The sequence below is a fragment of the Sulfuricurvum sp. genome (assembly GCF_031427015.1).
Taxonomy (GTDB): Bacteria; Campylobacterota; Campylobacteria; order Campylobacterales; family Sulfurimonadaceae; genus Sulfuricurvum.
Window position 1 is genome coordinate 343,877 of record NZ_JASJOW010000001.1, and the last position, 12,831, is coordinate 356,707.

12 protein-coding genes and 2 tRNA genes are annotated in these 12,831 nt (G+C 39.4%); 2 read left to right on the forward strand and 12 right to left on the reverse strand.

What is annotated here, in order from left to right; translation table 11 throughout:
• Positions 1 to 1,335, forward strand: a complete 1,335-nt coding sequence (gene rfbH / locus RMO68_RS01845) for a lipopolysaccharide biosynthesis protein RfbH (protein WP_310439005.1) — start codon at positions 1 to 3, stop codon at positions 1,333 to 1,335.
• Between the two features lie 8 nt (positions 1,336 to 1,343).
• On the forward strand, positions 1,344 to 2,246 hold the full coding sequence (locus tag RMO68_RS01850) for a hypothetical protein (RefSeq protein ID WP_310439006.1): 903 nt from the start codon (positions 1,344 to 1,346) through the stop codon (positions 2,244 to 2,246).
• Here RMO68_RS01850 and RMO68_RS01855 read toward each other — a convergent pair.
• The 12 genes from RMO68_RS01855 to RMO68_RS01910 form a co-directional block, all read right to left on the reverse strand.
• Positions 2,236 to 3,711 carry an MBOAT family protein gene (locus tag RMO68_RS01855; protein ID WP_310439007.1) on the reverse strand — a complete coding sequence of 492 codons (1,476 nt, stop codon included), beginning with the start codon at positions 3,709 to 3,711 and terminating at the stop codon, positions 2,236 to 2,238. The genes RMO68_RS01850 and RMO68_RS01855 overlap by 11 nt on opposite strands.
• Entirely contained in the window at positions 3,712 to 4,734 is a 1,023-nt protein-coding gene (locus RMO68_RS01860; RefSeq protein ID WP_310439008.1) for a hypothetical protein, read from the reverse strand.
• Positions 4,731 to 5,561 carry a glycosyltransferase gene (locus RMO68_RS01865; RefSeq protein ID WP_310439009.1) on the reverse strand — a complete coding sequence of 277 codons (831 nt, stop codon included), beginning with the start codon at positions 5,559 to 5,561 and terminating at the stop codon, positions 4,731 to 4,733. The genes RMO68_RS01860 and RMO68_RS01865 overlap by 4 nt, the downstream gene beginning before the upstream one ends.
• Before the next feature lie 19 nt (positions 5,562 to 5,580).
• Complete coding sequence (locus tag RMO68_RS01870; protein ID WP_310439010.1) at positions 5,581 to 6,813, reverse strand: O-antigen ligase family protein; 1,233 nt, start codon at positions 6,811 to 6,813, stop codon at positions 5,581 to 5,583.
• 14 nt (positions 6,814 to 6,827) lie between these two features.
• Positions 6,828 to 7,856: a glycosyltransferase family 9 protein gene (locus RMO68_RS01875; protein WP_310439011.1), complete on the reverse strand. Its 1,029-nt coding sequence runs from the start codon at positions 7,854 to 7,856 to the stop codon at positions 6,828 to 6,830.
• Positions 7,857 to 8,879 carry a dTDP-glucose 4,6-dehydratase gene (rfbB, locus tag RMO68_RS01880; protein ID WP_310439012.1) on the reverse strand — a complete coding sequence of 341 codons (1,023 nt, stop codon included), beginning with the start codon at positions 8,877 to 8,879 and terminating at the stop codon, positions 7,857 to 7,859.
• A complete protein-coding gene (rfbD, locus tag RMO68_RS01885) occupies positions 8,876 to 9,745 on the reverse strand; it encodes a dTDP-4-dehydrorhamnose reductase (RefSeq protein WP_310439013.1) in 870 nt (289 codons plus the stop codon). The genes rfbB and rfbD overlap by 4 nt, the downstream gene beginning before the upstream one ends.
• The gene (gene rfbC / locus RMO68_RS01890; RefSeq protein WP_310439014.1) at positions 9,738 to 10,328 is read right to left on the reverse strand and encodes a dTDP-4-dehydrorhamnose 3,5-epimerase; all 591 of its coding nucleotides are present in this window, start codon (positions 10,326 to 10,328) and stop codon (positions 9,738 to 9,740) included. The genes rfbD and rfbC overlap by 8 nt, the downstream gene beginning before the upstream one ends.
• Positions 10,325 to 11,215, reverse strand: a complete 891-nt coding sequence (gene rfbA, locus RMO68_RS01895; protein WP_310439015.1) for a glucose-1-phosphate thymidylyltransferase RfbA — start codon at positions 11,213 to 11,215, stop codon at positions 10,325 to 10,327. The genes rfbC and rfbA overlap by 4 nt, the downstream gene beginning before the upstream one ends.
• A 76-nt stretch (positions 11,216 to 11,291) precedes the next feature.
• Complete coding sequence (locus RMO68_RS01900; protein ID WP_310439016.1) at positions 11,292 to 12,512, reverse strand: EAL and HDOD domain-containing protein; 1,221 nt, start codon at positions 12,510 to 12,512, stop codon at positions 11,292 to 11,294.
• 107 nt (positions 12,513 to 12,619) lie between these two features.
• Positions 12,620 to 12,694, reverse strand: a tRNA-Asn gene (locus RMO68_RS01905).
• A 28-nt stretch (positions 12,695 to 12,722) separates the two neighbouring features.
• Positions 12,723 to 12,797: transfer RNA gene (locus RMO68_RS01910), tRNA-Asn, on the reverse strand.
• Positions 12,798 to 12,831 lie beyond the last annotated feature (34 nt).

Sequence of the window (12,831 nt, forward strand, 5' to 3'; positions counted from 1 at the left end):
ATGACACAACAAGAAGCCCTAAAACAAGAAATTTTAGCCAAAACCAAAGAGTATTATGAATTGGTGCATAAACCTGTACAAAATAAAGAGTTTGTCGCGGGTAAAAGCCGTGTAAATTATGCGGGGCGCGTATTTGATGAAAAAGAGATGATAAATCTTGTAGACAGTTCACTTGATTTTTGGCTCACGTACGGTGAGTATTCAAAAACGTTTGAGAAAAAACTTGCTGATTTTTTAGGCGTTCGATGGACCTTTCTCGTCAATAGCGGGAGTTCAGCCAATCTTCTTGCTTTTTATGCCCTTACATCGCCGCTACTTGGAGAGCGTCAGGTGAAACGGGGAGATGAAGTGATTACGGTGGCCGCAGGATTTCCGACAACGGTTGCCCCTGTCGTCCAATACGGAGCGGTTCCCGTATTCGTGGATATGGAATTGACCTATTTTAACATTGATGTGACGCAGCTTGAAAAAGCGCTCAGCTCGAAAACTAAAGCGGTAATGATAGCTCATACTCTTGGCAATCCTTTTAATCTTCGTGCGGTTAAAGAGTTTTGTGATAAGAACAATCTTTGGTTAATCGAAGATAACTGTGATGCGTTAGGTTCTACTTATGAGGGGAGAGCAACGGGAACATGGGGTGATATCGGAACATCGAGCTTTTATCCGCCTCACCATATGACCATGGGAGAAGGGGGTGCAACCTATACTGATAATCCGCTTCTCAAAAAAATCATGCTTAGTATGCGTGATTGGGGACGCGATTGTTGGTGTGAAAGCGGCATTGACAATACCTGCGGCTGTCGATTTTCACAAAGTTTTGGAACGTTGCCGAAAGGGTATGATCATAAATACGTTTACAGTCATTTCGGGTTTAACCTAAAAGTTTCCGATATGCAAGCCGCAGTCGGCGTCGCACAATTGGAAAAATTTCCTGCATTTGTCGAAAAACGTAAAGAGAATTATAAAAAACTCTATAACGGACTTAAAGATGTAGAAGAACTGATCTTGGTTGAAACACAGCCTAAGGGAGACGCGAGTTGGTTCGGATTTATGATGACACTTAAAGAGGGGGTAAAATTTACCCGCAACGAACTCGTCGAACATCTCGAAAATGCAAATATCCAAACCCGTAACCTTTTTGCCGGAAATATGCTTCGCCATCCGATGTTTGACAGCATGATTGAGGGGATTGATTATCGTGTCATCAGTGATCTTCCCAATACCGATAAAATAATGAATGACAGTTTTTGGGTAGGGCTTTACCCCGGTATGGGGGATGAGCCGATTCGCTATATGATAGATACAATTAAACACTATATTGCCGATAAGCGTTGAGTAGAGTGATGAAATACATTATTCTCTCCCCTGGATATGATGATGATTCGGGTGGAATCGTTGTTCTTCACCAATTTTGCGACCGTTTGAATCAATTGGGATACCAAGGGCTCTTGTGGCCGATTTTTAAACCGGTGTTTGATAGTAAACACCCTCTTAAAAGTTTGTATCTCTTTTTTAGATATTTTCGTAAAACTCTAAAATACGGGTATGCGCTAAATCCTAAATTAAAAACCCCAGTAGCAGCCAATCAAGATTTGGAAGATTCTATTGTCATTTATCCTGAGATTATCGTTGGTAATCCTTTGAACGCAAAGCGCGTAGTCCGATGGCTTTTACATAAACCTGGATTTAACAACGGCGGAAAGATTGATTTTGGGAAGGATGATCTTTTCTTTTATTACGACAAAGCATTTGATGATAGTCGTTTTAACTCTCATCCTGACAATCTTTTACATATTATTTCTCAACGAAAAGACGTTTATAAAATAATCAATAATGAGAAACGAAAAGGGACGTGTTATTTACTCAGAAAAGGGAATAAACGACCAATTGTGCATGATACGACAGACTCAATTTTGATTGATGGCATGTCTCATGAAGAGACGGCGAAAGTATTTAATCAAACCGAATTTTGTATTTCCTACGATACGTACACAATGTATACGGTTTATGCCGCTATGTGCGGATGTATCCCTATTATCATTCCCGAAGAGGGAGTTTCCAAAGAAGAGTGGCAGCCTACGGAAGAAAACCGTTACGGTATGGCATACGGTTTCGATGATACTAATTATTCTACAAGCACAAGAGAACTGTTTCTTGAAAAGCTGGAACGTCAAGAGCAAGAATCAAATCAGTCGGTACAACACTTTGTCGAGAAATGTAATGCGTATTGGAAAATTAAAAATTAAAATATAAAAATTCAGAAACGCGCGACATCATTGAAACGGCTACCAAAAAGAGTATCAGGGTAAAAACCAAGTTGAGTCGAGTTGGTTTGAACTCATTCCATTGCTGTATCGAGTTTTTTAGTGTGAGGACGAGGAAAAATCCTAAGATCACATACACCGTGGTTTGTTCTTTACCGTTGATATGCTCATATACCGGAGTAAATTGAATTAGGTGATTATTGAACTCTCCAAAATATTTTGCGTATTTTTCCGGTAGAACGATACCGTTTAAACCTATCATACCATTGAGAATATTTTTAGCATTTTCCCAATCTTTGGCACGAAAGAATATCCAAGTGATATTGATAAAGTTAAAGGTAATGAACCAAGACCAAAAAGTATTCATCTTTTGTCCAAGTTGCTGCCATGCCCGATGGATAACGATAGCACTACCGTGCAAAGCTCCCCACGCTACAAACATCCAAGAAGCACCATGCCAAAGGCCGCCGATAAGAAAGACGGTAAAGAGATTAGAGTACGTTCGGAATTCACCCTTGCGATTTCCACCGAGAGGAATATAAATATAATCACGTAGGAAACGTGAGAGGGTAATATGCCATCGTCTCCAAAAATCTTGAATATTCAGAGCTTTATACGGGCTATTGAAATTGATTGGAAGACGGATATTAAACATCAATGCGACACCTAAAGCCATGTCGGTATACCCACTAAAATCAAAATAGAGTTGAAATGTATAACTGAGGCTGGTCGCCCAGGCTTCAAACAGATTAAGAGCGGCAGAGGTTTCAAATCCTGCATTAGCCCACCCGGCAAATGTATCGGCAATAACGACCTTTTTAAAGAGACCGATAGAAAAAAGGAAGAGTCCCACAGCAATATTGTGATAATTAATAACCTTATTCTTGATTGAATCGAACTGAGGCATCATCTCTTTATGATGAAGAATCGGACCGGCTAACAGATGGGGGAAAAAAGTGACAAAGAGAGTATAGTTAAGATAATCCATCTCTTTGATTTCATCTCGATACGTATCAACCAGATAAGCAATTTGGGTAAAGGTAAAAAAACTAATCCCCAAAGGTAAGATAATATGCATCAGATCCCAATGGGTTCCTATTATTATATTGGTATTAGAAATAAAGAAATCCATATATTTAAAGTAGGCGAGTAGAAGGATATTGGAGACTATGCCAAAAACTAAAATGCTTTTCCGGGATATTACTTTTTTGACTTTATGCGAGGAATTTCCGATTCGAGTGATCGTGGAGCCAATTGTAAAATTAAAGAGAATAGAGCCTAATATAAGAGGGAGATAGATGGTATTCCACCATGAATAGAAAAACAAGGAGGCAAATACTATCCATCCTTTAGATGCTTGCGTTAGCTTTTTTTTATTCAGCCAAAAATAGATTACAAAGGTAATCGGTAAAAAGAAAAAAATGAACTCGTAGCTGTTAAAGAGCATTTAATCTCTTTGTTCGGGTATACGGAGGAGAGTACCGTAGGGTTGTAATCGATTATCACTATGCATGGATTGAATCATTTGTTGACCGAGTATAGGGCGATAATGCAAAGGATCATAAAAGTTGCGAGGATTACGGTTGAGAGAATGGTTGTCATCAAAATCGTAAACTTCCCCAAAAATACGGAGTAGATCAGAACGAAATTGCTGAGATGCTTCTGCTAATGGGGGGGTAGATGTTATTAAAGTATGTAAATCGCTGTAGGTGGGGGTTATAAATACTTTTAATTCTATGTGATGATGATCGCTGAGCGCTTTGATTTGTTTCAGAGGTGCAAGGGCACGAGTTTCATAGATAAAAGGGCGTTTGACATAATCCTCGTTTAACGTCATATGACTAAGCTCTTGAAAGTAACGTAGGGAATGGTTAAATTGGTTGGATCGGATCAATTGTTCTTCTTGGGGATAACGAATCGAACCATCGGCTTTAAAATGGGTTTGGGGTGCATTAAATAGTTTGTAGAGCAATGAACGGATACTTATTTTAAAGGTTTGCACTGAGAGATAACTGCCTTCCGAACCATCCAAAAATTTATTTTTATTAAGATGCATCGGCTCAGATTTAGCATGCATGGTATAGAGTTCATTGCCTAAATAGAGTGTTTTTAACGGAGCATGTTTTAACCACTCTTGCAAAATAAACAATTTTTCAGGATTATTTGCAACATGAACACCGAAGTTGTAGCATTTTTGTGTTTCGTCAGAGTGTTTTGGTATAAGAGACATAACCCGTGAACTTCCGAGTATAAGACAGTCGTATTTATCAATATTATTTTGATAGAAAAGATAATTGTATTTTTCACTTCGTTCATGCACGATGGGTTTAAAATGCTTTTCCACAATCCATTCACGAGTTCCGTAGGGGTCGATTGTGTAATTGATCCCAAAAACAATTCCTATTAAGATAATTGATATAACCGTAAAAAGGATAGACCAACGTTGTGCATTGAGAGGTGCAACAATCACTCTTTATGAATTCCATTTTTACAGAAAAATGCATTTTCACTACGATGTTTTTCCATAATGGCTTTATTAACATCGCCTTCAATTGCACTAAAACGTTTTGGATGGTAAAGATGGAGTATATTGGCATTATTTCGGCACGATTTTAGCTCTATTCCCATACCGCGAAAACGCCAGCTTGGATCGACGTCTTCACCCTCGGCGGGGAGCCGATACGTTTCATCAAAGCCATTTATTTTTAGAAAATCGTCTTTATAGCATGAAAAATTACACCCAAGAATATGGCGAACGTAGCGTTTATGGATTTGACGACTGATGAAGGAATGGGACTTAAAGATAAGCCCGTCTTCTGGATGTCGGGCATCATCGGCGATCATGGCAGGAAGATACCAAAAAAACTTTTTTTCGATATCAGAAATTTTGAGTTCATTTTGTTTTACTTTATCGGTAAATTTCGGTCCAAGCTCGAACCGTTTTCCACACAATACGATACCGTGTTGCGCATTTTCAACATGAGCTTGGATAAAAGTGCTATAAGGGACACAATCACCGTCGATAAATATTAGATACTCTTTACTCGCCGTTTTTATAGCATTATTCATGGCAATATTTTTGCGCCACCCCTCGTCGGCTTGGGTAAGATGGATAAGGTTAGGAAAACGATCCTTCTGAGTGGTGATAAAATTATCCATTTCAATCGAATTACCGTCTTCGGAGATGATGATTTCATCAGGGAGACGGGTTTGCTTTTCTAAACTCTCTAAAATAAATCCAAGAGCTTCAGTATCTTTGTAGACTGAAATTATAATAGAGGTATTTGGAAAATTCATGGCTTACCTATTTATAAATTTATGATGATAATTTTACACTAGAATGACTAAAACGATTATCTTCCGTCGGTTTTAATGTCAGGCTCATGATAAAAATAAATAAAATGGTCAAATACGATGCCGGCAAATTACCTATAAACATATATTGAAGCATAAGACTTACCATAATTGCCCCTACCATATGAAGTTCAACTGAGGAATCAAGCTCTTTATAGAGGGTAAAAAAGATCATTAAGAATAAGGATAATCCGATGAGTCCTGTTGAAACAAAAATTTTAAGATAGGTATTGTGCAAATCGGTAAATCCATAAATGTGAGAATGTAAATCAGGTAACTCATGTAAAAGAGTAGAATGGTAGCTATCTCGTTCATCTCCAACCCCGACACCGATAAGCGGATTTTTTATAATGATATCGGAGGCTACTTGCCACATCATAAAGCGTAATCCGGTACTGTCGTTTAATGCCTCTTTTTCTTGAACCGTGTGTTGGAGGCTATTCAAAGTTTCTAAGGTTCGCTTATTAAAATTTGGGCTCACCATATAGGCAATTAAAAATATGGTGCTGGATATGATCATCCCTACAACAATTGTTTTGAACCAATGCAATTGGAAATGAAGGTAAATAAATACCATAAGGGCAAGTAACAGTGAAAACTGACCCGTTCGACCTGAATTTATAAAGAGATTAATGGTCATTGTAAGGATGAAAAATGAATAAATAAAAGTTTGTTTAGGGGTTCTTTCTTCCGTTGCAAGTCGAGTCAGCATTAAAAAGATGGCAAAAACGAGAAAAATACTATAAATACTGTGCATCATGAATGGAGTAGGATCGCCTGCATTCCATGAATCTTTTAGTTTGAAGGGCATTAGGTCAAAAAAGATGAGATATGAGAAAATTTCACTGATAATCATAGCAGCTAAGAAAGCAGAGAAAAATTGCGGAATTTTTGAACGGTCGATAGAGGTATAAAAGATAAGGAGGAATAGAAAAATATAATATTGTTTCAGATAGCGCAAGCCATCGGATAGATTTTCTGTCCATAGTAAACTGATAGATGCAAAAATAAAATAGAGGAACATGATTTTAAAAAGTGGTTGAGCTTTAATCATTTCCCATTTATGTTTCCAGTTTTTTTCTAAAATCCAAGTGATTAAAAGTAGCCCGAGTACTAAATTATATCCGGCTATTGAAATGGGGATGACAAATGCGAGTAGAACGCTTAAACGGTTAAAGATAAGATTATAATTCATTGCTTTTCTTAATATTAAAATAGTTGTATCGTTGATTTGATAGTATCGAACACTGTATTAGGGCTAAGATTTTTCATGCAAATGTTATCACGGCACTCTTCCATAGTTTCGGTTTTGTAACACGGAGAGCATGGTAGAGCAAGTGATAAGGGATAAACCTTATTTGTCTCACTCCTATAGGGGCTGTCCGTTATCGGATTATTCGGTCCCATGAGGACAAATGTCGGAGTATCAACGGCAGCTCCGATGTGTCCGGTAGCGGAATCGGTACAGATAAGCCCCTCAGCGTGTTGCACGATAGTGATGAGTTCCGGTATGGAGAGACGCCCTACAAGATCGATACTCTTGTTTTTCGGATAGGGTTTGATATGATCAAAGAAAGCTTCTTCCCCACGAGCTCCGACAATGATGAGATGAGTTTGTGCAGAGAGTTTTTCCATAAGGGTATGCCAATGCTCAAACGGCCAGGCTCGGTAATTAAGCCCCTTTTTTTGATTATGCGAATTACTTGGAGCGATAATAATTGCATGATCCGGTAGGGAAAATTTCTCTTTTAATGATGGATAATTTGCTCCAATAAGAGAAGGTTTTGCTGAGGTGAGTGTTTGGGGATCAATAATATCACGATAATAGAGCTTGGTTGATTCACCTCGATTGAGAGAGATCGTATCTACCGTAGTTTCTAAAATTCCCATCCCTGTTTTATGGTTGGCATGAATGGCTTTAATAAGGCTTTTAAATTGTTTCCCGAATTCCAAAGAGATCAATACATCATAGGGGTTTTCTTTTGAATAACGGATGATAGTACGTTTTTGCGGACTGAGCCAAATAGGGAGTTTTTTATGTTTGAGATGAAAAACACGGTTAACTCTCGTGTCTCGTTCAAAAAGTTTAGCGGTACCGGGGGTTGTGATAAAATCAATAATAATCTCTTCACCGTATTGCATACGCAAGGCATCGATAATAGCTGTTGCATAGACTAAATCACCTAAGGCTCCGCAACGAAGGACTAATGCTCGTTTAACGTTGTGTAAAGCAGCCATTTAAGCGTCTTGTATATATTTATTTAGGTACCATGCAATGGTTTTGACAATGCCGGTATCGAAATTTTCATCGGCACTCCAACCCAGCTCGGTTTCGATTTTTGTCGCATCGATCGCGTAACGGCGATCATGCCCCGCACGGTCTTCGACGTAGGTAATTTGTTCTTTATAGCTTTTGCCGTCATTTTTTGGTTGCATTGAATCTAGTAGGGTACAGATCCGATCAACGATTTGGTTGTTACTACGCTCATTACGTCCACCGATGTTGTAGACTTCACCCCCTCGCCCGGTATGGTAAACCAAATCGATCCCCTTGCAGTGGTCTAAGACATAAAGCCAATCTCGGATATTTTTACCGTCACCGTATACGGGGATATTTTCTCCCCTAAGTGCTTTACGGATAACGGTTGGGATCAGTTTCTCATCATGTTGTTTTGGACCGTAGTTATTGGAGCAGTTGGTGATAACCGTATTCATTCCGTAGGTATGATGGTAACTGCGTACGATCATATCGCTTCCTGCTTTAGAAGCACTGTAGGGAGAATTTGGAGCATAGGAGGTTGCTTCGGTAAATAGCCCCGTTTCCCCAAGCGTTCCGTATACCTCGTCGGTGCTAATATGGTGAAAACGGCACTCCTCATATCCTTTTTTAGTTACGAAAGGTTTTTCCATCCACGCTTTATAAGCGACATCAATAAGGGTAAATGTACCGTTCACGTTTGTTTGGACAAATACTCCCGGATTTTTGATGGAGTTATCGACATGGCTCTCTGCGGCAAAATGGATAACACCGTGAATATCGTATTCTCTAAAAAGTGATTCAACGAGGGAACGGTCACAAATATCCCCTTTTACAAAAATATGACGATCATTTTGCCCTACATCGGAGAGATTATTCATATCCCCTGCATAGGTAAGGAGATCCAGATTGACTAAACGGACATCAGGATATTTGTTGAGAAAATAGGGGACAAAATTGCTTCCGATAAATCCGGCGCATCCGGTGACGAGAATCGTTTTCATGAGGTAGCTCCTAATTCTTTTAAACATGCACGGAGAGAATCTCTCCAATAGGGAATGGTGATGGCAAAATCATTTTTTATTTTTGACTTATTTAATAGAGAATAATGAGGTCGTATGGCGGGTGTCGGATACTGATCCGTTGTGATAGGATTGAGGGCACATTCTACGTTGGATAACTCAAAAATCGCTTGAGCAAAATCGTACCAACTTGCAACTCCTTCATTGCTGTAATGGTAGATTTCGGGGGAATTATTGTGGATATTCGGGAGAATATCAAGAATCGTTTTTGCTAAATCACGAGCATAGGTTGGAGTCCCTATTTGATCATAGATAACGCCGAGGCTATCGCGTTCTTTGCTCAAACGGAGCATCGTCTTTAGAAAGTTATTTCCAAAGCTTGAATAGACCCATGAAGTACGGATAATGATAGTATTCATCGGTGCGATAGAGAGAATGGTATTTTCTCCATCTTGTTTGGTTTGGCCGTAGACTCCTTGAGGATCGGTAGGGTCACTTTCGACGTAAGGGCAGTGATTTTTCCCGTTGAACACATAATCGGTTGAGATATGGATAAGAGTCATGTTTCTTTGTTTGGCAATTTTAGAGAGCATACCGACAAAACGGTGATTGATGGTGTCCGCAAGTTCACGTTCACTTTCGGCTCTATCTACGGCAGTATAGGCGGCACAGTTAATGATCGCATCAAAAATTCTATTTTTAAAGTACTCTTCCATTTTGCATATATTGCCGAGATCAAGACTCTCTCTGTCCGAAAAGGTGAATTCGTAGTGAGGATAAAGAGAAGCGAGCTCCCTGATTTCAGAACCTAATTGACCGTTGCTTCCGGTAACGAGAACTTTAGGCACGGGTCCCCTTTTGGCTATAAAGGTTTTCATGAAAGTCGAAATGATCGGCATTGATAAAGAGCGGCTGTTTGGTATCTTTTGCAGAGAGTTGCAGTTTTGAAGGTTCAACCAACCAGTCGATATTTAAAGCTGAATCATCGAATGCGATTCCTCGATCACATTCTGGGCTGTAATAGTTGTCAACTTTGTAGGCGAAAGTACAGGTTTCACTCAAGACGACAAACCCATGGGCAAATCCACGAGGGATAAACATTTGTCGTTTGTTTTCACCGCTGAGTTCTACTGCAACATGTTGGCCGAATGTGGGTGATCCTTTTCGTATATCAACAGCTACATCAAGCACTTTACCCTCAATAACTCGTACTAACTTGGTTTGAGCATAGGGAGGAAGTTGATAGTGCAATCCGCGTAGTACTCCATAGGAAGATTTAGATTCGTTATCTTGACAAAAAAAGAGAGAAAACCCTAAAAAGGCTTCGAGCTTATCGGCACGAAAGGTTTCGACGAAATAGCCGCGTTCATCACCATGCACTTTTGGATCGATGAGAATAACATCGGGAATGGAAGTACGGGTAAATATCATTCGCCTACTTTCCCTTCACATGCTCTTCGAAGTAAATATTGACCGTATTGGTTTTTACTCAAAGGGAGAGCTAGCTCCAAAAGTTTTTCTTGAGTAATATAATCCATCTCGAAAGCGATCTCTTCGATACAGGCGACTTTAAGTCCTTGACGGTTCTCGATGGTTTGAATAAACATACTGGCTTCCAAAAGGGATTCATGGGTTCCGGTATCGAGCCATGCATAGCCGCGTCCCATGAGTTCAACTTTCAGAGCGTTTTGAGCCAAATAGACTTGATTTACGGTTGTAATCTCGAGTTCTCCACGATGGCTCGGTTTGACGTTCTTGGCAATTTCGACGACACTATTGGGGTAAAAATAGAGACCGACGACAGCATAAGAACTTTTTGGTTTTTTTGGTTTTTCTTCGATGGAAAGGACATTTCCTTCTTTATCAAACTCGGCAACTCCGTAACGTTCAGGATCTTTGACCCAGTATCCGAAAACGGTTGCTTTTCCTTCTTCGGTGACATTACGTACCGATTGTTCAAGCATTTTGGTAAGACCTTGCCCGTAAAAAATATTATCACCGAGAACAAGACAGACATCATCACTACCGATAAAGTCGGCTCCTAGAATAAAGGCTTGGGCGAGTCCATCTGGTGAGGGCTGTACACAATACGAGAAGCTCATGCCGATGTCACTCCCGTCTCCGAGGAGTTCTTCGAAACGGGGAAGATCGCTTGGTGTCGAGATGATGAGAATTTCACGAATACCGGCCAGCATAAGGACGGAGAGAGGGTAATAGATCATAGGCTTATCGTAGATAGGGACGAGCTGTTTACTAACCCCTTTGGTAATGGGATAGAGTCGCGTACCGCTTCCGCCGGCTAATATAATCCCTTTCATGCTACTCCTCTGCGAAATTTACTAAGTGTAATTATAGTCAAAAAAGATTATAGACCGATTTAATCAATCGCATCGGCTACAAAGCATCTTTATCGACATGAATATGACTAAGCTCTAACGCATAGAGGATCAAGGTCGTGTCAATTTTCTCAAAGTTATTGCAAAAAAGCCGTTTTAAATATTCTCGCTCTGAATGTTCCGCCTTGTTAAAACTGGATAAAAACTTCCCTTTTTTACTCAGGAGTAAGTCTGTGATATCTTTATCCATATTGATATCTTTCAGTACATTTTTAATGTCTGTTTCAAAAAGAGCCCCTAACATTGAGAACATTCCAGCAAGATAGGCTTTATCTTTGTCGCTGTGGTGAGCCGCTTCTTCCATACTTTCAGCCCTTCGGATAGCGACGTTCATAATCGTTTCAGATATTGGATTGTCTGAAACCTCGGCATAGAGATACAATAAAAGCCATCGCAAAAGCTTGTCTCTTCCCATGAGGGTGATAATCTGTGTAATCGATTCGACTTGAGTGTCAAATTTTCCGTGATTGTTAATGAATTTAACCAATTTATACGATAAGTCGGCACGTTGTTTAATAAAGGATTCTATTTCTGTCGTTTGACCGTCATTTCGAATTAATTTGATTAAGTGCAAAAGGATGATTTGGGTGGCATCTTTATAGCGATCCATTTCGACTATTTCAGGTTTGTGAAGATGATACCCCTGAAATAAGTCGAATCCCATATCTTTATAATATTTATATTCTGCGTCTGTTTCAATTTTTTCAGCGAGGACTCTGATTCCCAACTTCTTGATTCTGGTCATAACATTTTTTAAATTATCTTGTTCGGCGGCAAGTACATCCATTTTTACGATGTGGACGTATTTCAAAATAGGGGTGAATTTTTTAATCATTTCAGCGCTGCAATCGAAATCATCGATTGCAATTTTGAACCCCCTTTTATGATATTGCATAATTTTTGACAAAACTTTTTCATTTAAATCGGTTGTCTCTAAAATTTCCAGCACAAATCGATCTTTATCCAAAAGGTCAATAATCCCTGAGGTAAGGGCATGCTCATCAAGATTAATAAAAGCGATTCCCTCTACCCCCAGCAATTCATTGAGGTGAATATTGGTCAGTGTATTTAAAAGAACTTGAGATGTAGCTCTAATATTGGTGGGAAATGCTTTTATGCCGTGTGCGTGATCTCGAAAAAGTAGTTCGTAGGCGAAAAGCTTGCCTTGCCGATTAAAAATTTTTTGTTTGGCTAAATATACCGTATTCAAAAGAGGCACCATGTATTTTAAATTTTTATATTCTATGTATCATCGAATGTTAGAGTTACTAATGAAATTATATCGACTAAATGGAGGAAAAGTTTTTTTAATGATTTTTTGAAGGGTGGCTCCGAATGCTGGATTCGAACCAGCGACCAAGTGATTAACAGTCACCTACTCTACCGCTGAGCTAATCCGGAACAGTAAAAGGAAGAAAATATCATAAAGTGGCTCCGAATGCTGGATTCGAACCAGCGACCAAGTGATTAACAGTCACCTACTCTACCGCTGAGCTAATCCGGAATGTTTATGAGGGCGCAATTATACGCTATGTTAG